Genomic DNA, 25,142 nt, shown 5'->3' on the forward strand with positions numbered 1-25,142 from the left:
CAGGCTTGCAAAGGCCTCGCCTTTGGCGTATTGGCCGTTGTTCCCGACTATTCTTCGGGACCGGCGAGGCCCTTCGGCCGCCCCGGCGGCCGGCGAATCCAGCCGTATCCGACGCCGCCGTTTCCTAACCACGCGAGGAATCAACGAACGCCATGAGACTGCGCCAACGCTGCGAGCACTTCAATGCCCTGCATTCCCAGATTTCAGCCCAGGGCATCAATCCGTATTTCCGCCCCATCGCCCAGACCTGGGGCACCGAGGTCGAGGTTGGCGGCAAGCGCCTCATCATGATCGGCTCCAACGACTACCTGGGCCTGAGCCACGACCCCCGGGTCATGGATGCCTCGGCCCAGGCCGTCTATCACTGGGGCACCGGCCCCGGCGGCTCGCGCTTTTTAAGCGGCAACATGGTGCTCCACCACCACCTCGAAGAGCGTCTGGCCGATTTCGTGGGCAAGCGCCATGTGGTGGTCCACGTCACCGGCTTTAGCGCCAACCTGGGCGCTTTGGGCGTACTCATCACCCCGGCCGACACCGTGCTGTGCGACCGGGAAAACCACGCCAGCATCTTCGAGGGCGTCAAAAACACCAAGGCCCGCCTGGCCACCTTTGCCCACAACGACGCCGCCCACGCCTTAAAGCGCGTGGAGGACGCCAAGGCCGCCCGCCCCGACGGCGACGTGTTCCTCGTTACCGAGGGCGTGTTCAGCATGTCCGGCGAACTGGCTCCCTTGGACGAGATCGCCGCCATCAAGGACGCCCACCCCGACGTGGTCTTCTATCTCGACGACGCCCATGGCCTGGGCGTGTTCGGCCGCGGCGGCCGCGGCAGCGCCGACCATTTCCGCATCACGGACAAGGTCGATTTCATCATGGGCACGTTCAGCAAGTCCATGGCCTCCATCGGCGGGTTTATCGCCTCCGACGACGAAGACATGCTGCGCTACCTGCGCTACCAATCGCGCACCCAGATATTCTCCGCCGCCCTGCCGGCCGCCAACACCGTGGCCGTGCTCACCTGTCTGGACATCCTGGCCAAGGAGCCTGAACGCGTGGACCGGCTCCACGAGGTCACGGTGCGGATGCGCCATGCTTACCGCGACATCGGGCTTCGCATCGGCAACTCGTCCTCGCCCATCATTCCCATCATCATCGGCTCGGACGAAAAGGCCTTTTTCTTCTCGCGCGCCCTGTTCGAGGCCGGGATCTTCGCCCTGCCGGCCGTGTATCCGGCCGTGCCCCGGGGCCAGGCGCTCATTCGCACCGCCTACATGAGCACCCACCAGGACCGTCAGCTCGATGTCGTGCTGTCCGTGCTGGAAAAACTGGCCAAGGAATTCCGCATCCGGGAGTGCGACTTGGAAGAAGACCCGCAGTCGGCCGCCGGCGAGGAAGAGGGCGACGCGCCCCGGGGCAAGCTGTCCTACCTGTAGGGCGGCCAGGCGAAACTCCTCGGGTCCGCAGCGGAACTATTCGGTATGGCCATAGGCAAACGCAAAAAAATCACCGTCGCCGAGCTCGACCGCATCCGTCGGCGCGGCGCCGGTCCCATGCGCTACTTCGACCTCGTGCGCGTCAGCGTGCGCGAGGTCCTGCGCAAGCGCCGCCGGTACATCGGCGTCCTGGCCTCCATCGCCCTGGGCATGGCGGGTTTCATCGTCATCATCACCATGGGCAATGACCTCAAAAAGAACTTCAACAACGACCTCGACCTGCTTGGCGGCGCGACCATCATCAACGTCATGTTCGAGCCCCAAAACCTCGAACGCCAGGAATGGTTTCGCGACCGCACCCTTGAGGCCATCGCCCGCATTCCGGGGGTGCTCGACATCACCACCGTGGCGCTCAAGACCAGCGCGGTAACGACTTGGCACGACCGGCTTTTCGGCTTCAATCTGGTCGGCTGCGAAGCCAACTACTGGAAGGTCTTCTCGTTTAACGCCAAGGCCGGCCGGCTGTTCGACCAGCGCGACATCGAGGAAGGGGCGCGGGTGTGCGTGGTCGGCGCCGACCTGGCCCGGCAGATTTTCGGCAGCGAGGACGCGGGTATCGGCCAGACGTTGTCCATCGACGACAATCTCTACACCGTTGTCGGCATCCTCGGCGGCGTGCGGGCCGGCGACCGGGCGCTTTTCGTCTTTTTGCCCATCACCACGGCCAAGGCCCGGGTGGTCGGCATCTCCCAGCCCTACAGCGCCTACGTGCGCTGCGCCACCTGGGACGACGTCAGTTCGGTGTCCAAGGCCGTGCCCGGCGTGGTCAAGGCCAACCAGATCGACCGAGGGCTTCGGGTCAACGTGGCCTGGGAGCCGCTCAAACAGGTGCAGCGCATTTTCTGGTGGGTGGAGCTTTTCATCTACAGCTCCATCGTCGCCACCATGATCCTGGGCGGATTTGGCATCTGGAACATCATGATGGCCACGGTCACCAGCCGGACCCGGGAAATCGGGCTGAAAAAGGCCATGGGCGCGCTGGATTCCGACATCCTCTACCAGTTCCTGTTCGAGGCCCTGTGCGTCACCTTGTCCTCGTCGGTGTTCGGCGTGATTCTTGGCCGCGTGGGCATCGAATACATGAGCCGGATGCTGGGTTCGCGTCCGCCCGAGGGGCTTTTTGTTTTCTGTCTGCTCATGGGCCTGGGATTCGCCGCGATTCTCGGCGTCGGCGCGGGCCTTTATCCCTCCATCCGGGCCAGCCGGATGCAGGTCGTGGACGCCATGCGCTATGAGTAACCGCTACGACATCAACGACGACAACGCCCTTGTCATCGACATCAACCACCTGACGAAAAACTACGTCACGGCGGCCGGGCAGATCACTGTCTTAAAAGACGTCAATCTCCATGTGCGCCGGGGCGAGATGGTGGCGGTCATGGGGCCTTCGGGCTCGGGCAAGTCCACGCTGCTGTTTGTGCTGGGACTGTTCCAGCCGCCAAGCACCGGCGACTATCAGGTGGCCGGCGTGGACGTCCTGTCCCTTAGCCGCGACCAGCAGGCCATTTTTCGCCGGGAGATGCTCGGGTTCGTTTTTCAGACTTGTGACCTGCTTGAAAACTCCACGGTGTACGAAAACCTGGAGTTGCCGCTGATCTATGCCGGCGTGCCCCGCCGGGAGCGGCCCGACCGGATTCGCGAGGCCCTTGGCATGGTCAACCTCGACCACCGGGTCCACCAGCCGTCCAACCGACTGTCCGGCGGCGAGCGCCAGCGCGTGTCCATCGCCCGGGCCCTGGTCAACGAGCCGGAATTTATTTTGGCCGACGAGCCCACCGGACAGCTTGACCGGGAAAACAGCCTCCGTGTACTGGAGTATTTTACAAAGATCACGGAAGAAGCGAGAACGGCCATGGTCGTGGTCACCCACGATGCCATGACCGCGGAACATTGCACGAGAAAATGCGTCCTGACGGACGGCTATCTAAACGGGTAACGCTCGACGGGGAGGAGCGCATGGCCAGGAAACTGACCTGTTGGCTGGGGATGGCGGCGTCCGGGGGGAACGCGCCTTTTGGGGGGAAACGGCTTGTGACCGTGGCCCTTGCCTGTCTTTTGGGGCTGTGTCTGGCCATGCCGGCCATGGCCGCTCCCGGGGACCGCTACACCAAGGACAAGGCCAAGGGGGCGACGACCCAGCCCGCGCCGACGCCGGCTCCGGTCGCCAAGGCGGCGTCTCAGCCCGCCGATCCCGCCTCCGATGATCCCGCGCCGAGTTTTTCCAAGGCCGCCGGGGCCTTGGCCCTGGGGTCCACGACCTTGCGTTCGCCCGCCGATTTTGACGAGTGCGTGCGCGTGGCCCTGGCCCAGTCGCCGCTTTTGACCAAAAGCGCCATCGAGATCGAATCCAAGCGCCTTGACGTGGGGGACGCCTACTCGCAGTACATCCCCACCATCGTCATGAGCACGACGTTTTACATGCGTCTGCCGGAGTACAAGAACACCGTCGCCAACACGGCGTATGCCTCGGTGTTCGAGAACGCCTCCTCGAACCCCACACAGAACCTGTCCAACGCCATCACCGCCTCCAACGCCGTCTATGCCGGCAACTCCTCCAACCGCAACCGCAAGAAATACGACCTGAGCTTTTCCACCGGAGCCTGGAACCCGCTGTTGACCGCCTTTGACGTCCAGGCCAAGAAGGAAATGGCCAACATCGCCGTGCTCTCCCACCTCAAGGTCATCGACGGCGGGCTTAAGCGCTTGGGCGTCACCTACCTCCAGCTCGGCATGGTCGAGACCATGATCGGCATGGCCAAGGAAAAGGAAGAGCTGGCCCAGAAGAACCTGGAATACGTCAAGACCCGGGCCGGCCTGGGCCAGGGCGCCCAGCTCGACGTGCGCATCGCCGAGACCAAGATCAACATGGCCCGCACCGAAGCCGAGAAGATGCGCACCACCAAGTCGGTGCTCCTTGACGAAATGAAGTTCATCATGGGCATTCCCTTTGTCCAGAAGATCGAACTGTCCCTCAAGGACGCTCCCCGCCAGGTGCTGGAAGACTTCAACCCGGCCGGCGTCACCGACGAGAAGCTCAAGAAGCACTCCTTCGCCCTGCGCATCCACGAGTACGAGAAGGCGCTTCAGAAAAAGAACATCGCCCTGTCTTACATCCATTTCCTGCCGACCTTCTCGTTTGGCTTCACTTCGGTGTCCACCCTCAACAACACGAGCTACAAGGACGACACATCGACCTTGCCGTTCATGTATCCCAACCTGACGCTCAATTTCCCCTTCGACTGGTGGACCAAGGGACGTGACGTCAGCCGCCAGTACAAGAAGATGACCCAGCTGAGCGTGGAAGGCCGCAATCAGGAGTTTACCCTCATGAGCACCTTCCAGCAGGCCCTGGCCAAGCTGCGCGCCGCCACCTCGGAAGTGAAGTTCGCCGAATCGTCCCTGGAGCTGCAAAAGCTCACCGTGCAGCAGGCCCAGTTCCGGTTCGATTCCGGCCAGGCCGAATACGACGCCATCGTCAAGGCCATGGGCGATTATCTCGACAGCAAGCAGAACATGCTGGTCAAACAGTACGACCGTGATTCCGCCATGCTGGAGGTCCGTTCCATCTCCGGCGACTTCCAGGATCGCTACATCAACGCGACCATGATCGACAGCCTCTAGGCGTTGAGGATAGGCATTCCCCTCAAGGATTGCATGACACACTGCCGGCGGACTCTGTGCAAAGGGTCCGCCTGAACCTTACTGCAAGGAATACATGCGCATGATACGTCGCGCCGTGCTGCTGGCGGCTGGGATATCGATCTTTTCCGCCACGGTCGCTTTTGCCCAGACTCCGGCCGCGCCGGCCGAAAGCCCGGAGCGCTCCTCCTTCCGCCCTGCCGACATCTCCTTTTCCGGCAAGCTCTACAGTCCGGTCAAACTCTCGGTCTTCTTGCCGTTTAACGCCAAGATCCTGTCCCTTTCCGGACAGATCGGGCAGCATGTCAAACGCGGCGACGTGCTGGCTTCCTACGAGATCCCCTTGGAAACGCGCATGGACGAGAAAACCAAGCTCTCGCCGGCCAACATCAAGGAACTCGAACACAAGTTGGCCGTGGCCGACAAAGAGATCGACCGCCTTTCGGCCAAGGGGCGCGAACTGGAGGCCATGAGCCAGCGCAACATGACCTCCCAACAGGCCATCTCCATGAACGCCAAGGAAGTTGAGGTGGTTCGCAAGGAGAAATCGGCCGTTTTGGAGCAGCTTTCCCTGGCCCGGGATCTCCTCACCGACCGAGTCGAGCTGGCCGAAGACCGCTTCGGCAAGGGCGTGGGCATCGGCAAGGTGCCCAAGGACGGCATCATCAAGGCTCCGGTCGATGGCTACGTCATGTGGATGAACCCCGAGCTGCGCGCCGGGGTCAAGCTGGCCAAGGAAGCGGAACTGTTTCAGGTGGGTCTGCTCAATCCCATGATCATCCGGGCCCAGGTCCACGAGATCGAAGCCCAGAAGCTCAAGGAAGGCGTGCCTGCCGTGGTCACCTTCGATTCCATTCCGGGCAAGAAGTTCACTGCCTCGGTGTCGCGCATCCCCTGGGCGCCCATGCCGGCCGCCTTGCAGCAGCCTTCCTACTACGAGATCGAACTGACCATCCCCAACCCGGATGCCGAGCTCAAGGAAGGCCTCAAGGCCCAGATCACCATCCAGCCCGGCAAGTAGACGCCCATGACTAGCCCCTCCCTTGTGGTCGAGCCGGTGGCCGGGCCGGCCGAGCTTGACGCGTTCATCCGCTATCCCTGGGAAATCTACCGCGACGATCCCTTGTGGGTGCCGCCGCTTATCCCCATGCAGCGTGATTTCCTGAACCGTGACAAAGGACCGTTTTTTGAATTCGGCCAGGCCGAATACTTCCTGGCCCGCCGCGACGGCAAGATCGTGGGCCGCATTTCGGCCCATCTAAACGGTCTCTACGAACAGCACCACGACAAGGACACCGGGTTTTTCGGCTTTTTTGAATGCGAAAACCGCCAGGAAACCGCCGACGCCCTGTTTGAGGCCGCTGCGGCCTGGGTGCGAGGCCACGGCAAGACCCGCATCCACGGGCCGCTGTCCTTTGGCATCTACGACGAGGTCGGGCTTTTGGTGGACGGCTTTGATTCGCCGCCGTCCATGATGCAGACCCACAATCCGCCGTACTACGAAGAATTGGTCAAGGGTTGGGGCTTTGAAAAGACCTACGATTGGTATGCCTACCGTATTTCCGAGAAGCCGGGCATGGACGTCGAGAAGCTCAAACGGCTGCGCGATTCCATCCTCACCAGACAAAAGTGCGAGATAAAGCCCATCGAACGCAAGGAATTCGCCAAACGCGGCCCCCAGATCAAAGAGCTTTTCAACGACATCTGGAGCAAGAACTGGGGCCATGTGCCGCTGACCGACAAGCAGTACGAGGACATCTTCGTCACGCTGCAGCCCCTGGTGCGGCCGGACCTGGAGACCATGATCCTCGACGGCGACGACATCGCCGCCTTTGCCGTGGTGTCGCCGGACATGAACCGGTCGGTCAAAAAATTTAACGGCAAGTTCGGCTGGTGGCAAAAGCTCCAGCTGCTTTGGGATTGCCGGGTCAAACCGCTGACCCACTGCCGGGCCATCATCATGGGCGTGTCCCGCGCTCACCAGTGGAAGCGCCTGCACCACGCCATCATCCTCAACATCATCATCAATTTTCTGGTCAACCACCCCAAGATGGAATACTGCGACTGCTCGCTCATTCCCGAATCCCTGGAACAATGGAACAAGACGCTTCAGGATTTCGGCGGCGAACGCTACAAGGTGTTCCGCCTCTATGACCGTGCCCTCTAGTATGGCCTTTCTTGAAAAATACCCTGGTGTTTTTTAAGAACCCTAGTGCGTTTCGTGTGTTGCTCGCAGCTTCATAATAACGATTTCCTGGGCGGAAGCTCGCACCGGCCGGTGCGTCCCTTGGACTGGATGGCCGTGTGCCTGCTGTCGGCCCTGGTGTTCGCCGTGGCCCACCGGCTGGGGCTGGCCTCGCCCTACGTCGTTAACGACGATGTGCGCCAGCAGCTTTTCTGGATGGCCCGGTGGCTTGATCCAGGATTGTACCCATCGGATTTTCTGTCCGATTACGCCGCCGCCTACGTCCCGGCCGGGGTCAAGGCCCTGTATTTCGCCGCTGCCAAGGGCTTTGGCTGCGATCCGATCCTCTTCTCCAAGCTGCTGACCGGCGGGCTTTTCGTTCTTTTGGCCGCAAGCCTTTTCGGCATCGGCGCGACCCTGGAAGGGCCGATGCTCGGCTGGTTTTGCGCCGCCATGGCCTGGGCGATGCCGTATTTTCTCAAAAACATCTCCGGCGGGCTGTCCCGGGCCTTTGCCGGGCCGCTTTTGGCCCTTTTTTTCTGGGCCTGGCTGCGCCGCTCGGGCCGGGGCATGGCCTGGGTTCTGCTGCTGCAGGCCGCGACCATCCCCTACATCGCCATGCTGTGCGCCGGTTGCGCCTGCCTGGACGCCGTCATGGCCCGGCTCACGGACCGCCCGGCCGCGCCGTTTCCGGCCCGGCCCGTCCATGGGCTGGTGCTGGCCGCCGCCGCCGCCGCCGTTTTGGGCATGAACCAGGCCCTGGCCGCCAAGGGTTACGGCCCGTTGGTCGGCCGGGCCGCCCTGGCCGGAGACCCGGTATTCGGCCCAAACGGCAGATTGGACCTGTTCCCGCTGCCCAACCCCTTTCTCGATCTGGTTTACTGGCCCTTTGAAAGCATCGGGCTGTTCCTGGAGTGGGGGCTTTTCCCGGGCATCGCCACCCTGGCCGTGCTGGCCCCCATGCTCTGGATCGGGGCGCGCCGGGCCCCCTGGCGCGACTACATACCCCTTTATCGCCCGGCGGCCATGCTCCTGGCTGGATCGCTGGGGCTGTATGCCCTGGCCCGGGCCATTGCCCTGGTGCTGTTCGTGCCCGACCGCTACATCTCCTACTCCATCAATCTGCTCTACGCCCTGGGGCTGGCGCTTTGCCTGCGCTGGTTTTTCGGCGGCCTGCTGGCGCGACGTTTTGGCGGCCCGGCGCTCTTGGCGTTGGCCGTCTGTTTCGGCTGTTGGCGGCTATCCGGCGTGGGCCTGTACGACTACCGGGCCGACGCGCCGCTTTGCAGCGCCGTGGCCGCCTTGCCCAAGGACGCGCTTGTGGCCGGCAACCCCAAGGACCTGGACAATGTCCTGACCTTTGGCCGGCGCAACGTCGTGGCCAGCTTCGAGCTGGCCCATCCCTGGAGCGTGGGGGCCTGGAAGATCATGACCCCGCGCCTGGGGCATCAGCTGGAAGCCTACTACGCCAAGGACTCCGACACCGTGCGCGAGTTCGCCCGGGTCTACGGCGTCACGCACATGGTCGTTCGCGAAGGGGACTACGCGCCCAAGGCCATGGAAAAAGGGCCGCTTTTTGCGCCCTTTGACGACCGCATCCGGGAACTGGCCGCCGCCTCCGGTAAATTCGCCCTTCTCGACGGGGCTGAATTTCCCTATACCAGCCCCGAGCCCGGCGTACGGCTGATCGATCTGCGTCGCCAGCCCGATGCGCCCCGGGGCCAAGCTTCGCCCGAATAAGCCTGTAACGACCAAACGGCGGACCCCATGCCGGACATGCTTTCCATCATCATCCCGCTCTACAATGAAGAGGACAACATCGAGCCGCTCTACGCCAAGCTCGACGCCGTCCTTGGTTCTCTGGGCCACCCCTACGAAGTCATCCTGGTCAACGACGGCTCCACCGACGACACGCGCGCCCGGATCGACGCCGTGGCCGTGCGGGACGAGGTCGTGCGCGTGGTGCATCTGCGCCGTAACTTCGGCCAGACTCCGGCCATGATGGCCGGCATCGACGCCGCCCGGGGCGACATCCTCATTCCCATGGACGGTGATCTGCAAAACGATCCGGCCGATATCCCGAAGCTTTTGGCCAAGCTCGACGAGGGCTTTGACGTCGTCTCGGGCTGGCGCAAGGACCGCAAGGACAATCCCATCAAGCGCAACCTGCCAAGCCGCATGGCCAACGCGCTCATTTCGTTTATTTCCGGCGTCCGTCTCCACGATTACGGCTGTTCGCTCAAGGCCTATCGCCGCGACATCATCAAGGGCGTGAAACTCTACGGCGAGATGCACCGCTTCATCCCCATCCACGCCGCCTGGCAGGGCGCTCGGGTGACGGAAGTGAGCGTCACCCACCATCCCCGCATCCACGGCGCGTCCAAGTACGGCATCGAACGCACGCTCAAGGTCATTTTGGATCTCATGACCGTGAAGTTCCTGGACAAGTATGCCCAAAAGCCCATGTATCTCTTCGGCGGTTTCGGGCTGGCCAGCATCGCCCTGTCCATGCTCTTTTTCGTGTTCATGCTCTACTGCAAGATCTTTTTGAACAAGAGCTTCATCGAAACGCCGCTGCCTCTGGCCGTGGTCATGTTCATGCTCATCGGCATCGTCGCCGTCTTCATGGGCCTTATTGCCGAGATTCTCATGCGCACCTACCACGAGTCCCAGGACAAGCCGACCTACATCGTGGACTGCACCCGAAACTGCAAGGACTAGGCTCAAGCGTGTGCGGCATTTGCGGATTTGCCGGCCCGGGCGGCGCGCCGGCCCTGGCCGCCATGAACGCCGCCCTGGCCCGGCGCGGGCCGGACGGCGAAGGCCGCTTTATTGACGAGGCCCGGGCCGTCCACCTGGCCCACCGCCGTCTGGCCATCATTGACCTCGAAGGCGGAGCCCAGCCCATGGCCACCGCCGACGGGCGGCTGGTGGTCACCTACAACGGCGAGATCTATAATCACCTGGAACTGCGCCGGGAACTGGCCGGCCGGGGCTACCGCTTTGTCTCCGACCACAGCGACACGGAAATTCTGCTCCACGGCTGGCGCGAGTGGGGGGAAGGGCTGCCCCAGCGCTTAAACGGCATGTGGGCCTTTGTCCTCTACGACCAGGACCGGGGAACGCTTTTCTGCTCCCGGGACCGGTTCGGCAAGAAACCTTTTTTCTATGCCGCCAAGCCGGGCTTTTTCGCCTTTTCCTCGGAGCTGGGGAGCCTTGCGGCCCATCCGGCCCTGGCTGATCGGTCCATTTCCCGGCGAAGCTTGCAGAAATATTTCGCCTACGGCTTCATCCCCGGGCCAAACGCCTTGTACGCCGGTACGCACAAGCTCCCCGGCGGCTGCAACCTGCTCCTGGACGTCGCCGATCCGCGCCCGGAGCCGAAGCGTTGGTGGACCTTCCAAGTCGAGCCCGACCCGGCACTGTCCGCCGTGCCCGAGGCCAAGGTGGCCGGGCGCGTCCTTGAACTCCTGGACGCCGCCGTGGCCCGCCGGCTCATGGCCGACGTGCCCCTGGGCATTTTTCTCTCCGGCGGGGTGGATTCCTCGGCCATCACCGCCCTGGCCGCCCGTCATGCCCCGGATGTGCGCGCCTTTTCCATCGGCTTCGACGATCCGGCCTTCGACGAATCGGCCAAAAGCCGCCAGGCGGCCGAGGCCATCGGCGTGGCCCGCCACGAGGCGAGATTTACCCTGGACGCCGCCCTGGCGCTTATGCCCGAAATCGTCGGCCGTCTGGATGAACCCATGGGCGACGTGTCGCTGATTCCCACGGCCCTGTTGTGCCGCGAGACCCGCCGGCACGTCACCGTGGCCCTGGGCGGCGACGGGGCCGACGAACTGTTCGCCGGCTACGATCCGTTTCGCGCCCTGGCCGCCGCCAAGGCTTTCAGCGCCGTGGTCCCGCGCCCGGTCCACGCCGCCCTGGCGCTTCTCGCCGCGCGCCTGCCCGTGGCCCACGGTTACATGGCCCTGACCTTTAAGCTCAACCGGTTTCTGGGCGGCCTGGCCCAGCCGCCCAGACTCTGGAACCCGGTCTGGCTCGGCCCCCTTGGCCCGGACGGATTGGCCGACCTCTTTGGCGGCCCTATCGACGTTGAGGACGTCTACAGCGAGGCCATCGAGGTTTACGACGGCTGCGCCTCGACCAACCTCGTGGACCGGACTCTGGAATTCTACACGCGCCTCTATCTCCAGGACGACATCTTGGTCAAAACCGACCGGGCCGGCATGATGTTCTCCCTGGAAGCCCGGGCCCCGTTCCTCGACATCGAACTGGTGGACTACGTGCGCGCCCTGCCGGCCGGCCTGAAGTTTCGCCGGGGGATCACCAAGTACATCCTGAAAAAAGCCCTGGAGACGGTCCTGCCCCGGGACATCATCTACCGGAAGAAACAGGGCTTTGGCGTGCCCATCGGCCGCTGGCTGGCCCAGGGGCGGCTGCCCTTGGGCGAACCCGCGCCCGTGGAAGCGTCGCTGGCCGCCGCCGCCATCGAGCAGCATATCGCCGCCCACCGGGCCGGCCGGGCCGACCATAGGCTTTTTCTCTGGAATCTCTGGGTGCTGCGCCACATGGACCTGGGAGGAGGCCGCCTTGCGTTTTGACAGCCTCGAATACGTGACCCTGCGCGTTTTGCGCCGGTTTTTCTTCACGGAAAAGCGTCTGGCCACCTGGGGGCCGCGTCTGCCGTACTACCGCGTAAACCAGGGCGTCATCGACCCGATGGCCGTGGCCCGGGCCTACGCCGAGGACCTGGCCCGGCTGGGCGTGGCCATCCCGGGCAAGCGCCTGGTCGAGATCGGCTGCGGCGCGACCAACGGCGTGGGCTACGCCCTGGCCGGCCTGGGCGCGGCCTCGGTGGTCTGCCAGGAGCCCTACGCCCGCCACGACGTGGGGCTGGACGCCAAACACCTGCAACACCAAGTCCTGGCCCATCCCCAGGTGAAATTCCACACCGTGCGCCGCAGCGACACCCTGACCGACATCCCCGACGGCTCCGTGGACGTGGTCCTGTCCAACTCGGTCCTGGAACATGTCCGGAACTTGCCGGCCCTTTGCGCCGAACTGGCCCGCATCCTGGCCCCGGGCGGCGTCATGCTCCACCGGGTCGATTACCGCGATCACTTTTTCAAATATCCTTTCCATTTCCTCCTTTTCTCCCAAAAGGTCTGGAACCGGTTTCTTGATCCCGGCGATCTGCCGCGCTGGCGCTACGACGACCATGCCGCCGCCCTGACCCGGGCCGGCTTCGACGTCTCGGTGCTCGACTACGCCCGCGACGAAGACGCCTTCGCCGCCGTGGCCGACCGCCTGCACCCCGATTTCGCCGACCGCGACCCGGCCGTGCTCAGTATTGTTACAGCGACGCTGTGCTGCCTCCGGCGGCCAGGGGAGGCGCTGCCTCCCCTGGACCCCTCCGCCGGGGGGCCTGAGGCCCCCCGGACCCCCCCATACGGGGCGGTCGCCCGATGACATCGCCTGTGAACGATCTCCCCCCCGTTGAAAGTTTTGGGGAAGGGAGAGCGCGAGAGGGAAACCCTTTTTTCCAAAAAGGGTTTTCCTCTCGCATCCTCCATCTCCTTCTCCTCAACTACGAATATCCGCCCATAGGCGGCGGGGCGGGCAACGCCACGGCCAACATGGCCCGGGAGCTGGCCGGGCTGGGGCATCGGGTGCGGGTGGTCACGGCCGTTTATGGCGGCCTGTCCCGGCGGCAGATGGTGGACGGCTACGAGCTGGTGCGGCTGCCGGCCGTGCGGCGTCATGCCGACCATTGTTCGCCCTTGGAGATGTTGACTTTTCTGGCAAGCGCCGGCCTGGCCTTGCCGCTCGGGCAGTGGGATTTTCAGGCTGACGCCTGCATCGCCTTTTTCGGCATCCCTTGCGGCCCGGCCGCCTGGCTTTTGAAGCAGCTTTGCGGCGTGCCGTACATCGTGTCCCTTCGCGGCGGCGACGTGCCGGGCTTTCAGCCCTACGATCTGGCCGGCTACCACAAGGCCACCGGGCCGCTGATCCGCTTTCTGTGGCGCGGGGCCGCCCATGTGGTGGCCAACAGCCAGGGTTTGGCCGCCCTGGCCCGGCAAAGCGCCGGGCAAACGCCCATCCGCATGATCCCCAACGGCGTGGACACGGCGCGCTTCACGCCGGCCGAGAGCCTGGAGGAGAGCGGCCCGGTCCGGCTGGTGTTCGTTGGCCGGGTGGTCCACCAAAAGGGTCTGGACGTGCTGCTTACGGCTCTGGCCCGGCTTCCGGCCGGGGTCGACTACGAATTAACCATTGTCGGCGACGGGCCGCTTCGCGGCGCGCTGACCGAGCAGGCCGCGGCCCTGGGCGTGTTATCGCGCCTGCGTTTTGCCGGCTGGGCCGGGCGCGAGGCCATGCCGGAACTGCTGCGCCGGGCCGATCTGTTCGTTTTTCCCTCGCGCGATGAAGGCATGCCCAACGCTGTGCTGGAAGCCATGGCCGCCGGCCTGCCTGTTATCGCCACGCGCATTTCGGGCAACGAGGAAGTGGTGGCCGACGGCGAGACGGGGTTGCTCGTGCCGCCGGACGATCCGGACGCCCTGGCCGGGGCCTTGGCCGGCTTGCTGGCCGACGCGGCTCTACGCCGGCGGCTGGGCGCGGCCGGCCGGGAGCGCGTGTGCCGGGAATATTCCTGGCGCTCGGTGGCCGAGCGCTACGCCGCGCTGTGCGGGTCGGATGCCGCCGAGACATAACGTGGGTCATGTTCCCATAATATTCACTCTATCCGTGTAGAGTATTCCGCTCGGCCTCGTTTGAGGCACGGCGTCGCAACAAGGTCGGGGAGGGGGAGCGTATGTGCGGCATTTGCGGTTTTCTCACCGACCAGGGCGGCCCGGAAAACCTCGGACAGGTGCTTGGGGCCATGAACGGCGTCCTGGCCCATCGCGGCCCGGACGGCCAGGGCGACTACCTCGACGCCTTTCCCCAGGGCGGCGGCGCGGGACTGGCCCATCGCCGGCTGGCCATCATCGACCTCGTCACCGGCGACCAGCCGCTTTTCAACGAAGACCGCACGCTTGCCATCGTCTTTAACGGCGAGATCTACAATTTTCAGGAGCTGCGCCGGGAACTCGAAGCCAAGGGCCACGTGTTTGCCAGCCGCAGCGACACCGAAGTCATCGTCCACCTGTACGAAGAACTCGGCCCGGCCTGCGCCGCGAAGCTTCGCGGCATGTTCGCCCTGGCCATCTGGGACGCGCCGCGCCGGGAACTGTTCCTGGCCCGCGATCCCTTCGGCAAAAAACCGCTGTATTACGCCGCCGTGCCCGGCGGCCTGGCTTTTGGCTCCGAGCCCAAGGCCGTGCTGGCCCATCCGGCCGTGGCCCGACGCCTTGACCCCGAGGCCGTGGCCCACTACCTGACCCTGCAGCATGTGCCCGAGCCGTCCAGCGGTTTTGTGGGCGTGGCCAGCCTGCCTGCCGGCCATACCCTGCTGTGGCGTGGCGGTCGACCTCATATCGAGCGGTTTTTCCACCTGGACTACCAGCCCAAGCTTGCCGGCTCCGTGGACGATCTGGCCGCCGAGCTTCGTAGCCGCGTCACCGAGGCCGTGCGGCTGCGTCTGGTCGCCGACGTGCCGCTGGGGGCGCATCTGTCCGGCGGCGTGGACTCGGCCATCGTCACCGCCGTCATGGCCGGCTTGGTTGATCAGCCCGTGCGCACCTTTTCCATCGGTTTCGCCGAGGAAGCCTTCAGCGAAACGCCCAAAGCCCGGGCCGTGGCCGAACGCTTCGCCACTCGCCACACCGAATTCGTGGTCGGCTTCGACGAGGCGCGAGGGGCCATGGAAGCCGTGGTCGCGGCCACGGACATGCCCTTTGCCGATCCCTCGGCCCTGGCCTCCTGGCACCTGTGCAGGCTCACGCGCCAACACGTCACCGTGGCCCTAAACGGCGACGGCGGCGACGAAATGTTCGCCGGCTACCAGCGCTACTGGCTCGATCCCCTGGCCGACGCCTACGCCCGACTGCCGCATATCGTCACGCGCCGGCTGGTCCCCTGGCTGGCCGGGCTGCTGCCGGCCAAGGGCGACGTGCCCGTGGAGGCCGACTGGCGCGCCGGCATCAAACGTCTGGCCCAGGCCACGGCTATCCCGCGCGCCGCCAGCCTCGTGCGCTGGGGATCCTATTTCTCCCCGGCCGACCGGCTGGCCCTTGTGCGCCCGGAATTCGCCAAGGCCGCCGGCCCGGCCGATTCCGTGGCCCTTTACATCTATACCGCCGCCGCGTCCAAGGCCGATGCGCCGCTGGACGCCTCGCTTTTCGCCGACGCCAACATCTACCTGCCCGGCGATCTGCTGGTCAAAGCCGACCGCATGGCCATGGCGAGCGGCCTGGAAGGCCGCTCGCCGCTGCTCGACAGCGAACTGGCCGCCTTCGCCGCCCATCTGCCCACACGCCTCAAGCTGCGGGGGCTGACCGGCAAATACCTGCTGCGCCGAGCCTTCGCCGACCTGTTGCCGCCCGGCATCGCCAACCAGTCCAAGCGCGGCTTCGGCCTGCCCGTGGCCGGCTGGTTCCGGGGGCCGCTAAAGGCCTTTGCCCACGACCTGCTCATCGGCGGCAAGGTTTGCCGGGAAATTGCCCGGCCCGAAGCCGTGGAAGCGCTGCTGGCCGCCCACGCCGCCGGCCAGGCCGACCACGGCAAACGCCTCTTCGCCCTGGTCATGCTGGAACTGTGGCTGCGACGGTTTTTTTAGGAAGAGACAGAAGAGGAAGAGGCCTCCGGCGGCCGGGGGCCTGAGGCCCCCGGACCCCCCCAAATAGGAAAAGGGGTAAAGGGGCAAGTTGGAAGCGGAAGGCCGGCAGGCCTGGGCATAAAAACGCCGGAAGCGGTCTCCCGCTCCCGGCGTTGTCATTTGGGGGCAGAGCCAGCTTAGCCGAGCAACTCGTTGACTTTCTTCATGACGGCAAAGGCGTCGGCCACATAGAGCACGTCGGCCTTGCCCTGGGCCCAGCCGCAGGCGGCGTCGAGGTTGACGGCCCGCCGTTCGGTGATGAAGCGCCAGCCGACGACATGGGGCTCTTCGCCGTGGCAGCAGGTGGCCAATCCCTTTTGGTGGCGCGGGGTGGAGCCGGTCTGGCCGACCTGATGCAGATGCGTCAGGAACGGCAGCACGGCCTCGCCTTCGCCGCCCATGTCCACCAGCGACTTGCTGCTGCCAAGGGACGCCTTGGACGCGCCCAGGAACCCGAGAATCAGCTGGCCGGCCTCGGCCGTGTGGGGCGCGCCGTCGGCCTGCTTCTTGGTCCAGCCGGCGCCGGCAACGAACAGCGTCGTGGCGTCGGGGCGGATGGTCTGCTCGTCGGCCGAGGGGGCGACGATGGCTTTGACCGTGGTGCGGGTCATGGCCGGGATGACGGCGACGTCCACGGCGGTGACGGCGGCCTGGCCGGGCGCGCCGTCGTAGGCGGCGTAGCAGCCGGCCGAGACGGTGAGGCACCACGGGCGGGCTGTGCGGGTCAGCTCGGCGGTCATGCGCTGGCGGTAGAAGCCGCGCGTGGCCACGGCCTTGCCGTCCTTGGCGGCCACGGCCGTGACATGGGCGTCGATGCGTCCGCCCAGGCGCGCGGCCACGCCCGGCAGGGCGCGGGAGACCCGGGAGTCGTCGGCGGCCACGATGATGGTCGCGCCGGCGGCCTTGGCCAGGGCTTCCATGGCGGCGGCGTCGGTGGCGTAGCGGGCCGGGGCAAAGGCTTCGCCGGTCACGGCATAGACCTGTCCGCAGGCGGCCGCGGCCGCTGCGGCCGGGGCGACGTCGGCCCCGAAAAGGCCCACGGCCAGGGGCGCGCCCAGGCCTTCGGCCAGGGTCTTGGCGGCGGTCAGGGCTTCCAGGGAGGCTTTGGGCAGGGAGCCGTCAGCAGCCACGGGAGAGATGAAGAGAATGGTTTCCATGGCGGCCTCCTTAGTTTTTCAGCCAGTCGACGATTTCCTGGGCAATGACGTCGACGGGCGTGTCCTTGACCACGCGGGTTTCGCGCTTCTGGGCCGGCAGGGTCACGGACTGGTAGTCGATGGCGTCGGCCTTGACAGCGGCCGGCTTGGCCTTTTGCAGGGCCGGCATGACAAGGCGCATGTTGGCCATGCCCACCTGCGGATTGTTGGGCGGCTCGGGCAGTTCGCCCGTGGCCCAGCCGAGCACGGCCGGCGCGCCGGAGCAGGTGGAAATCTGGTACGCGCCGCCTTCGACGCGCTCCATGATCTCCAGGCTGCCGTCGGCGCCCACGGTGAGCTTGTCCACGCCCTGGAAATGGTCGGCGATGCCGAGCTTTTCGCCCAGGATCTGCAGGGTCGAGCCCGAGCCGCGGGAGGCCGACTGCCAGCCGCCGAACACCAGCAGCTTGGAGGCGTCCAGGCCGGCAATGCCGGCAATGACGGCGTGCAGGGCCTCGGCCACCTCAAAGGAGTCGGTGAATCCGCTGGCCGGGCCGTCGGCCACCACCAGCTCGAAGGGGGCCTTTTGGGCCACGGTCATCATGAGCTGCTGCAGCTTGGCCTTGGGACCCAGCGACACCAGCCAGACCTTGCTGCCGGCGACGGTCTTGGCCAGATGGGCCGCCTCGTACAGGGCGTGGGAGGCCCAGGGGTCCAGCACCGAAGGCAGCATGAGTTCGTTTTTGAGTCCCCAGCCGGCCGGTCCCTTGACCGGCTCCAGCGTCTGCAGCGGATCAGGCACGATGCCGCCGCATACGACGATATGAAACATAAGCGCTCCTTGTCGGGGGGCCGGAGGAACCGGGGTAGGGAACCCTTTTTTGCAAAAAAGGGTTCCCTACCCCGGACCCCCTCCCTCCCAAAAAACTCTCAATAGTCTAAATTAGTTGCCGCTAATTCCCTTATCGGGGGCAGCGCAGGGACGCCATCCCGTCCCTGGGCTGCCCCCGCCAAGGGGGGCCGGGGGGGATTATCCCCCCCGGCGGGTCCAGGGCAGAGCCCTGGCGGGTCGCGGGCAGCGCCCGCGCGGGTGCAGGGCAGCGCCCTGCTTAATTCTCGGCCGAGTGCAGGCCGCCGGCGCCGGCGGCGAAGCGGACGTTGGTGCGCTCGGGGTCGGTCTTGGACGGTTTGGAGCAGTTCCACAGGCAGGCGCCGCAGTGCAGGCATTTTTCGCGGTCAAAAAGCGGCACGCCGTCGTCGGGGTTGGTGGTGATGGCCTGGCCGGAGCAGGCTTCGATGCAGGTCTTTTCGCGGCAGGCCCGGCAGGTGTCGTGGTCCTCGAAGGTGACGTGGTCGGCGTAGCCCGGGGCGGCCTGCACCTTGCCGCCGATAAGCAGCGCGTCCTGGTGGGAGATGAGCAGCTTGCCGTCGTATTCGATGGCCGGCCAGCCCACGCGGTCCATGAGCGCGTCGTGCAGGGCCAGGCCCTTGGCGGTGCAGTCCTTGCGGATGCGCGCGATCTCCTCGCAGGAGACGCGGCCCCGGTAGTATTCCTCGATGGACGGGATGCGCTTGTGGACCGGCTCGGAGTCGGCCGGCCAGCACAGCGCGCCCTTGGTCAGGCCGGAAATCGCCATGCCGACGACGCCCGGAATGAAGCCCGAGGCAAAGGCCTCGCGGGAGCGGCGGGCCTGCTTGGCTTCGGCCTCCAACCAGGAGGCGCGGCGGCGGGCCACGTAGGTCTTTTCGAGGTTCTCGTTCGTGAACGGCAGACCCTGCTCCAGGAGCTGCACCACGGCTTCGCCGAGCATGACGCCCGAGGCCCAGGCCTCGTCCACGCCGGATCCGGTGAGCACGTTGGTGGTGCCGGAGCCTTCGCCGATGCGGGCGTAGCCGTCGCCGACGAGGTAGGGTTCGCCGTTCTGGCCGCACTCTTGGAGCGTCTTGGCCCCGAAGGAAGTGAGCGTGCCGCCTTTGAGGTATTTCCAGAGATAGGGATGCTGCATCCAGTGCTGGAGGTAGCGGTAGGCGGTGCGCACGGGGTTGTCGAACCAGCTGGGCACGAAGATGCCCAGCGAGGCCTTGCGGTCGGGCAGGACGTAGAGGAAGCCGAAAATCTCGGGTTCGGGGTAACCGATGGTGTGGATGACCGTGCCGGGCCTCAGGGGGCAATGGCCGGGCAGGTCCACCACGACCTTCATGCCCACGGCGTAGTCGCGCTGGTGGTGGCCGATGGGCAGTCCCCGGGCGTCGTCGATGGCGCGGCCCACGGGACCCACCGGGCCGTCGCCGACCACGGTCAGCTTGGCCCGCACATCCATGCCGGGCATGTAGGCGGCGTCGGGCTTGCCGGCCTTGTCCACGCCCTGGTCGGCCAGGCGCACGCCCACGACCTTGCGGTGTTCGATGATGGGCGCGGCCCCGGGCGAGGACGGCCATATCTGGGCCGCGCCGGTCGCCATGACGTTGTTGCCGACCCACTGGTTGAACTGGCCGATGGAGAAGGTCAGGCCGCCGTGTTTGTTGAGAAACGGCGGGATGTACGGCAGTTCCCAGGAGAAATCCTTGTAGGTGCAGCCCGGGAAGCGGCCGCCCAGAAGCTTAAACGCAGCGTCGGCGGCTTTCATGGGCAGCGGCCGGCGGCTGGCTCCGTGGGGATCGAGGAGGTAGACGACCTTTTCCTCGGTGATGGGCGCGCACATGGGCAGGCAGGCCGGATCGAGGTCGGGCAGGGTTTCGCGGATGGCCCGGGCCTTGGAGACCACGCCCGAGACGCCCACGCCGATGTCGTCGGCGCGCTCGTAGCAGATGACCTGGGGCGGCATGCCGGGCATGAGGTCGCTTTCCATGACCGGGGAGCCGTCCTCGTTGACGATGCCCCGGGCGAGCGTGGTCAGAAACCCGCCCATGGCCGGCCCGAAGCCGACGCAGACAATGTCCGTTTCCATGACCTGCCGCTCATCCATACGCGCCTCCGTGCTGGGTGGGAGGAGGAGGCGAAGAGCTGGGGGAGGAAACCCCTTTTTGAAAAAAGGGGTTTCCTCCCCCAGACCCCCACCTTCCCCAAAAACTTTTCAAGGGGGTTTTATGGCGTCATGCCGTGTTGCCGCAACGTTCCCCCGTCAAGGGGGACCGGGGGGATTGCCTCCCCCCGGCGGGGGAGCGGGGGCAAGCCCCCGCGTTTTGTTACATCGGATAATCAAGCGCTTCCGGGATCATGACCTGGGTGAGCGCTTGTCCGGCCCGTTCGCGGGCCGCGCCGCAGCCGGCCAGGGACGCGTCCGCGGCGGCGCGCAGGCCGGCGAAGGCGGTCAGATCGGCTCCGGCCGGGGCATAGCCGTAGATCAGGGACGCGCAGACCTTGGCGGCCTCGCCGGCGGCCTTGGCCGCCTGGATGCGGGCCAGATCGCTAAAGAAGGCGACGTAGCCTTCCAGGCCCTCGGCCACCACCGGATTTTCCGGCCCCTTGGCGGCCAGCTCCAGCACGTCGAGGATCTGCAGGCGCGTGGCGATCAGCGGACACAGGGCGTCGGCCAGGGGGAAAGTCACGGCTTGCCGGTTGCTGTGGTAGAGCTTTTTGCCGTCGGCGTCCTTGTTGGCGGACAGGAAGTCGAGGGTGTGCTTCCACAGCGTCAGGCCGGCGGCCACCGAGGCCGCGCCGGTCTCGGGATGGGAAGCGGCCACGCGGTTCATCTCGGCGATGTAGTTGTCCACGTAGGCCAGGAAGATGTCGCTGGCCATGGTGATGCCCATCTGACGGCGCTGGACGCATTCGGGGCCTTCGTAGGTGGCTTCGAGCTGGCTGTCGTTCCATTTGTGGAACAAGAACCCGGGGCAGTCCTCGGTGATGCCGTAGCCGCCCATCATGGCCACGGCCTCGCGCATGACCGTGGCGCCGTGGCCGGTGTTCCACAGCTTGCAGGCCGGGCAGAGCACGCCGGCTTCGGCTTCCAGCGCCTGGTACTTGACCACCGGATCGGCGTCCAGGGCCTCGAAACGGGCGGCGTCGCGCCCGGCTTCGGGGGCAAACAGCAGATTGACGTATTCGATGGCCTCGGGCTGGACCTTTTTGAGCGCCGTCATCTGGCCGCGCGCCCCGGACACGCCCTTGGCGGCCAGGGCCGCGTCCTTGGCCTTTTCCGTGGGATCGAGCTGGTCGAAAAGCCGCGCCGTGGCGAACCCCAGGGAAGCCCCGGCCTCGCCGGCGGCCCAGACTTCGGCCAGACGGATGACGGCGTCCTGCTTCTGCTGCAGGCCGAGTTCGAATTTCGCCGAACCGGCCTCGCAGGCGTCGCCGCCCCGGAATCGGCCCCGCTGGTAGCGGATGACCGGCTCCACGGCCGAGAGCAGCTTGGCCGTGGTCATGAGCGCCACCGGCACGCGGGTGCGGTGGAACACGGCGGCGATGACCTCGGAGTGGGAATAGTTGGGGACGATGCAGCCGTCTTTCACGGTGTAGCCGCCGACGATGCGGCTGGCCGGCACCTTGAGGTTGAAGACCGGGTCGCGGGTGGAGGACAGCTGGTGCACCATCTTCAGCGTAGGCGCGCCGCGGTCGAACAGGCCCGGGTCGGTCTCTTCCAGGATGATGATGCAGGAGGATTTGATGCGCGCATCAGCGGTGTCCACGGCGGCGGTGGCGTAGTTGGCGAAGTCCATGCCGGTGATGAAGCGGCCGCGCTTTTCCACGTGCAGGATGGGCTCCTGGCCGTCTTCCCAGGAATCGACGCGCACCTTGCCGGTGAGGACTCCGGTGTCCACGCCGACGTAGGGGATGGGTTCGGTCAGCGCGAACGCGCCGCGCCAGGGGGCGCGATCCGGGGCCGGGGCGCACAGGGTCATGTAGTGGTCGCGCTGTTCGGTGGTGCCGCGCTCGTGGATGGGCGACAGGGCCAGGTTGTTGGCCAGGGAGCAGGTGGCCGCGCCGGCGTCGACCCAGGAAAGTTCGAAGGCGACCAGGGACAGGGCCATGTTTTTCGGCCCTTCGATGAAGCCGCCCTGGTGGGGATCAAGGAAAACGGCGGTGATGCCGGCTTCGTCAAAAGTCTTGAGCAACGAGTCCTTCTGCTCGGTCCATTCATGGGAATGGCGCACGCCGTCGGCCACCATGCGGGCCACGACGCCCCGGGCCACGGAACGGGCCGACTGCACGGCCATCTGGAGATCGAAGCGGTCGGCGTAGCGCCACATGATTTGCCGGACATCGTCGCCCGGGAGAGTGCGTAGGGTTTCCATAGGTCTCGCCTGGTTCGTGGTTGCTGGCGCGGGAGCGCAAGTGTGCGCTGATTATAAAGTAGGGGAAGCTAAAATATTCGGCTCCACGCGTCAATCCGGGGCGCGCGGCGAAGCCGGCTGCCCTGGGGCGTCGAACAGGCCGGCATCGCGGCGGTTTCCTGTCCGGCCGGACTTGTGCAAATGGTCGCGGTCCGGTACGAATCCAGGCAGGGGGCGTGTCCCCGCAACCTCCGACTCCGACGGGCGGCCATGCGGTATGTGCTGACGCACCATTTCGACCCGGACTTCGAACAGCGCCGGCTGCGCCCGAAGAACCGGGAGGACGGCAGCGTGGACCAGTTCGACCTGGGCTACGTGCAAAACGTCGCCGCCGGCCAGCTCCTGGCCGAATGGACGCCCCTGGCTCCGGGCGAGGACGCGCCGGACGGGGGAATAGTTTCGGAAAACACGGCCTTTCCCCACGGCGAGGGCTGCAAGGTCGACCCGGACAACCCGCTGCGACTGCTGGCCGCCGTCAACGGCCATGTGGCCCGCATCGACGGCCGCATCACCGTGCGCGAGACCCTGGCCATCGGCCGCGACATTGATTTCCACACCGGCAACATCGTGGCCCTGGGCGACGTCATCATCGGCGGCGACATTCGTTCCGGATTCACGGTCATGGGCCGCCACATCACGGTGACCGGGCTGGTGCTGGCCGCCCGGGTGCGGGCCATGGGCAACGTCACCTGCAACGGCGGCATCCAGGGCGGCGGCAAGGCCACCCTGCGGGCCGGGCGCAGCCTGCGGGCCAGGTTTTGCGAAAACGCCGTGCTCCACGCCGCCCAAAACATCCTCATCGACGGTTCGGCCATGCATTGCCGGCTTTTCGCCGGGGAAAAGCTGGCGGTCAAGGGCCGGCTGGCCGGGGGCGAAGCCTACTGCGGCGAGGCGGTCTACGTGGGCGAGCAGCTCGGCGGCGGCGGCCAGAGCCAGACGCGCATCCTGCTCGGCTACGACCCCGAGCGCATCCACAAGGACCAGCACATCAAGGCCGGCCTGCGCCAGGCCCTGCTCGACGTCGAGGCCTGCCGCGTGGATCTGGGGCGAGGCGGGGAAGCCGCCAAGGACTGCGCCGATGCGCTGGCCCAGGGCGAGCAACGCATCGAGGCCTTCCGCCGCCAGCTCAAGCGTTTGTGGGAGAGTCCGGCGGCCACGAGGCGTTTTTCCAGCTGCCGGGTCATCGTGCCGGGCCGTATCGGGGCCAATGTGGAAGTCTCCATCGGCGAGGCCCATGCCGTCATCCCCGAGGACACCCGCGACGCCGTGGTCCGCTACCAGGACGGCGAGATCGTGGTGGAGCATCCGGCGCTGCGCAAATAGGCGCGCCCCTACGACGTCTGGTCGTAGTCCGGGTTGTCCTCGGGTTCGAGGTCGAGCACTTCCTCGCCGCCGATGTAGGGCATGAGGATGGGGTTTTCCACGGCCTTGAGCAGATTGGCGATGGCCCCCTTGAGACGGTTGACGTTCTCCACGATCAAATTCACGTACTGCATCTTTTTTTCGACTTCCATGCGCTCAATGGTCAGTCCGATGAGATGCCGCATGGCGGCCTCGGCGTGCAGCGGCCAGGGGCCGGGCACCAGCTGCATGGCCTCGCTGATAAGGGTCGTGCCGATCTCGTCTTCGTGGTCGAGAAAGTCTTCGTAATCTTCCAAGATCAGCTCGGCCCCGTTTTTCATGATGGCCAGCACGTTGTTGCCCACGTGGGCCATGCCGCCGGCCGCCTTGGCCAGGGCGTCGCGGCCCACTTCCAGCTGGCGGCCCACCGTCAGGGACACGATGCGGGCGCAGTCGGCCAAAAAGTCGGTCTCGTAGCGGTCGAAATAGTTGGCCTTCTTGGAATAGAGCATGATCAGGCCAAAGGCCTTTTCATCCGGGCCGCGCAGGAAAAACGACAGCCGGCAGCGGTAACCTTCGAGATAGGGCACGCAGTCGATGGACTCGCCGCCGCGCTCCGGGCCAAGCAGGTTGTTGGAGCGCACAAAAAGCATTCGCGGATTGGCCACCGAGCGCATGACCGGATGGTGGGGCAGGGCCTCTTCCATGAACTTGACGAAGATAGGCGTGGCCCGGCCGGTGTGGGTGTTGGCCGCGATGTTGACCCAGTGGCCGGACTCGTCGCGCAGGCGGCAAACGTAGAGGTCGGCCTTGAGTTCCTTGAGCAGCACCTCGGCGCTTTGCTCCAGGATTTCATCGGCGGTCTGAAAGTCCTGGCCGGCGTTAATCAGCTCGTAGAAGATCTCGAGCATGAGCTTGGCTTTTTCATGGGCCTTCTTGGCCAGGCCGAAGCGGTGCTCCAGCTGGACCAGGCCGGGGTTGGCCTTGCGCAGGCCCTCGATCTTGGTGACCTTGAGCCGGTCAAGCTCCAGGCGGATGGCGGTCAGCACGCCAAGCAGGGATTCCCAGTCCGTCACCGGCCGGTCCGTATCGTCGAGCTGCGGCGTGAGCGGCAGCACGTCCAGGGACGTCTTGATGGACAACAGCAGATCGCATACGGCCCGGCGCACGGCTTCCGGGGCGGAGCCGATGATGTTGAGCAGATGTTCGCGAGGGTCGCTTGCCGTCAGCAGAAGCGGCGTGGCAATGGGGCAGCAGTCGGCTTTGAGGGTCATGTCGCTTCCTTGGGCGCGGGCACGGGGTCGGATGGCTAC

The 25,142-nt window shown here is 65.7% G+C and carries 18 protein-coding genes; 13 read left to right on the top strand and 5 right to left on the bottom strand.

Features of this window, described 5'->3' with window-relative positions:
* Nucleotides 1–152 precede the first annotated feature (152 nt).
* From C3Y92_RS01705 to asnB (C3Y92_RS01760), 12 genes are all read left to right on the top strand, one after another.
* Nucleotides 153–1,433 (top strand): aminotransferase class I/II-fold pyridoxal phosphate-dependent enzyme, encoded by a 1,281-nt coding sequence (locus tag C3Y92_RS01705; protein ID WP_129348899.1) that lies wholly within the window; start codon nucleotides 153–155, stop codon nucleotides 1,431–1,433.
* A 45-nt stretch (nucleotides 1,434–1,478) separates the two neighbouring features.
* Complete coding sequence (locus C3Y92_RS01710; RefSeq protein WP_129348901.1) at nucleotides 1,479–2,732, top strand: ABC transporter permease; 1,254 nt, start codon at nucleotides 1,479–1,481, stop codon at nucleotides 2,730–2,732.
* Nucleotides 2,725–3,429, top strand: coding sequence for an ABC transporter ATP-binding protein (locus tag C3Y92_RS01715; RefSeq protein WP_129348903.1), 705 nt, complete (start codon nucleotides 2,725–2,727; stop codon nucleotides 3,427–3,429). Before C3Y92_RS01710 ends, C3Y92_RS01715 begins: the two co-directional genes overlap by 8 nt.
* 95 nt (nucleotides 3,430–3,524) lie before the next feature.
* Nucleotides 3,525–5,114 (top strand): TolC family protein, encoded by a 1,590-nt coding sequence (locus C3Y92_RS01720; RefSeq protein WP_235669573.1) that lies wholly within the window; start codon nucleotides 3,525–3,527, stop codon nucleotides 5,112–5,114.
* Between the two features lie 100 nt (nucleotides 5,115–5,214).
* The gene (locus C3Y92_RS01725) at nucleotides 5,215–6,153 is read left to right on the top strand and encodes an efflux RND transporter periplasmic adaptor subunit (protein WP_129348907.1); all 939 of its coding nucleotides are present in this window, start codon (nucleotides 5,215–5,217) and stop codon (nucleotides 6,151–6,153) included.
* Between the two features lie 6 nt (nucleotides 6,154–6,159).
* On the top strand, nucleotides 6,160–7,299 hold the full coding sequence (locus C3Y92_RS01730) for a hypothetical protein (protein ID WP_129348909.1): 1,140 nt from the start codon (nucleotides 6,160–6,162) through the stop codon (nucleotides 7,297–7,299).
* 129 nt (nucleotides 7,300–7,428) lie between these two features.
* Nucleotides 7,429–9,057, top strand: coding sequence for a hypothetical protein (locus tag C3Y92_RS01735; protein ID WP_235669681.1), 1,629 nt, complete (start codon nucleotides 7,429–7,431; stop codon nucleotides 9,055–9,057).
* A gap of 27 nt (nucleotides 9,058–9,084) precedes the next feature.
* A complete protein-coding gene (locus C3Y92_RS01740; RefSeq protein ID WP_129348914.1) occupies nucleotides 9,085–10,038 on the top strand; it encodes a glycosyltransferase family 2 protein in 954 nt (317 codons plus the stop codon).
* A gap of 8 nt (nucleotides 10,039–10,046) precedes the next feature.
* Nucleotides 10,047–11,921 (top strand): asparagine synthase (glutamine-hydrolyzing), encoded by a 1,875-nt coding sequence (gene asnB, locus C3Y92_RS01745; protein WP_129348916.1) that lies wholly within the window; start codon nucleotides 10,047–10,049, stop codon nucleotides 11,919–11,921.
* A complete protein-coding gene (locus C3Y92_RS01750; RefSeq protein ID WP_129348918.1) occupies nucleotides 11,911–12,789 on the top strand; it encodes a class I SAM-dependent methyltransferase in 879 nt (292 codons plus the stop codon). The genes asnB (C3Y92_RS01745) and C3Y92_RS01750 overlap by 11 nt, the downstream gene beginning before the upstream one ends.
* Entirely contained in the window at nucleotides 12,786–14,033 is a 1,248-nt protein-coding gene (locus tag C3Y92_RS01755; RefSeq protein ID WP_129348920.1) for a glycosyltransferase family 4 protein, read from the top strand. The genes C3Y92_RS01750 and C3Y92_RS01755 overlap by 4 nt, the downstream gene beginning before the upstream one ends.
* Before the next feature lie 101 nt (nucleotides 14,034–14,134).
* Entirely contained in the window at nucleotides 14,135–16,039 is a 1,905-nt protein-coding gene (gene asnB, locus C3Y92_RS01760) for an asparagine synthase (glutamine-hydrolyzing) (protein ID WP_129348922.1), read from the top strand.
* A gap of 176 nt (nucleotides 16,040–16,215) precedes the next feature.
* Here the strand turns inward: asnB (C3Y92_RS01760) and C3Y92_RS01765 are convergent, their stop codons facing one another.
* The 4 genes from C3Y92_RS01765 to C3Y92_RS01780 form a co-directional block, all read right to left on the bottom strand.
* A complete protein-coding gene (locus C3Y92_RS01765; protein ID WP_129348924.1) occupies nucleotides 16,216–17,235 on the bottom strand; it encodes an electron transfer flavoprotein subunit alpha/FixB family protein in 1,020 nt (339 codons plus the stop codon).
* Nucleotides 17,236–17,245: 10 nt separating this feature from the next.
* Nucleotides 17,246–18,046 (bottom strand): electron transfer flavoprotein subunit beta/FixA family protein, encoded by an 801-nt coding sequence (locus C3Y92_RS01770; RefSeq protein WP_129348926.1) that lies wholly within the window; start codon nucleotides 18,044–18,046, stop codon nucleotides 17,246–17,248.
* A gap of 277 nt (nucleotides 18,047–18,323) precedes the next feature.
* A complete protein-coding gene (locus C3Y92_RS01775) occupies nucleotides 18,324–20,180 on the bottom strand; it encodes a 4Fe-4S ferredoxin (protein ID WP_129348928.1) in 1,857 nt (618 codons plus the stop codon).
* A 220-nt stretch (nucleotides 20,181–20,400) separates the two neighbouring features.
* Complete coding sequence (locus C3Y92_RS01780) at nucleotides 20,401–22,449, bottom strand: acyl-CoA dehydrogenase family protein (protein WP_129348930.1); 2,049 nt, start codon at nucleotides 22,447–22,449, stop codon at nucleotides 20,401–20,403.
* Nucleotides 22,450–22,698: 249 nt separating this feature from the next.
* Between C3Y92_RS01780 and C3Y92_RS01785 the strand changes: the two genes are divergently transcribed.
* Nucleotides 22,699–23,811 (top strand): DUF342 domain-containing protein, encoded by a 1,113-nt coding sequence (locus C3Y92_RS01785; RefSeq protein ID WP_235669575.1) that lies wholly within the window; start codon nucleotides 22,699–22,701, stop codon nucleotides 23,809–23,811.
* 8 nt (nucleotides 23,812–23,819) lie between these two features.
* On the opposite strand, the gene C3Y92_RS01790 is transcribed toward C3Y92_RS01785, so the two are convergent.
* Nucleotides 23,820–25,103, bottom strand: coding sequence for a histidine kinase (locus tag C3Y92_RS01790; RefSeq protein ID WP_129348934.1), 1,284 nt, complete (start codon nucleotides 25,101–25,103; stop codon nucleotides 23,820–23,822).
* Nucleotides 25,104–25,142: the final 39 nt, after the last annotated feature.

It is taken from the genome of Solidesulfovibrio carbinolicus (assembly GCF_004135975.1).
Taxonomy (GTDB): Bacteria; Desulfobacterota; Desulfovibrionia; order Desulfovibrionales; family Desulfovibrionaceae; genus Solidesulfovibrio; species Solidesulfovibrio carbinolicus.

Coding starts and splice junctions, on each gene's coding strand:
- C3Y92_RS01705 (WP_129348899.1), top strand. CDS start 153: ATGAGACTGCGCCAACGCTGCGAGCACTTCAATGCCCTGCATTCCCAG.
- C3Y92_RS01710 (WP_129348901.1), top strand. CDS start 1,479: ATGGCCATAGGCAAACGCAAAAAAATCACCGTCGCCGAGCTCGACCGC.
- C3Y92_RS01715 (WP_129348903.1), top strand. CDS start 2,725: ATGAGTAACCGCTACGACATCAACGACGACAACGCCCTTGTCATCGAC.
- C3Y92_RS01725 (WP_129348907.1), top strand. CDS start 5,215: ATGATACGTCGCGCCGTGCTGCTGGCGGCTGGGATATCGATCTTTTCC.
- C3Y92_RS01730 (WP_129348909.1), top strand. CDS start 6,160: ATGACTAGCCCCTCCCTTGTGGTCGAGCCGGTGGCCGGGCCGGCCGAG.
- C3Y92_RS01735 (WP_235669681.1), top strand. CDS start 7,429: ATGGCCGTGTGCCTGCTGTCGGCCCTGGTGTTCGCCGTGGCCCACCGG.
- C3Y92_RS01740 (WP_129348914.1), top strand. CDS start 9,085: ATGCCGGACATGCTTTCCATCATCATCCCGCTCTACAATGAAGAGGAC.
- C3Y92_RS01755 (WP_129348920.1), top strand. CDS start 12,786: ATGACATCGCCTGTGAACGATCTCCCCCCCGTTGAAAGTTTTGGGGAA.
- asnB (WP_129348922.1), top strand. CDS start 14,135: ATGTGCGGCATTTGCGGTTTTCTCACCGACCAGGGCGGCCCGGAAAAC.
- C3Y92_RS01765 (WP_129348924.1), bottom strand. CDS start 17,235: ATGGAAACCATTCTCTTCATCTCTCCCGTGGCTGCTGACGGCTCCCTG.
- C3Y92_RS01770 (WP_129348926.1), bottom strand. CDS start 18,046: ATGTTTCATATCGTCGTATGCGGCGGCATCGTGCCTGATCCGCTGCAG.
- C3Y92_RS01775 (WP_129348928.1), bottom strand. CDS start 20,180: ATGGATGAGCGGCAGGTCATGGAAACGGACATTGTCTGCGTCGGCTTC.
- C3Y92_RS01780 (WP_129348930.1), bottom strand. CDS start 22,449: ATGGAAACCCTACGCACTCTCCCGGGCGACGATGTCCGGCAAATCATG.
- C3Y92_RS01785 (WP_235669575.1), top strand. CDS start 22,699: ATGCGGTATGTGCTGACGCACCATTTCGACCCGGACTTCGAACAGCGC.
- C3Y92_RS01790 (WP_129348934.1), bottom strand. CDS start 25,103: ATGACCCTCAAAGCCGACTGCTGCCCCATTGCCACGCCGCTTCTGCTG.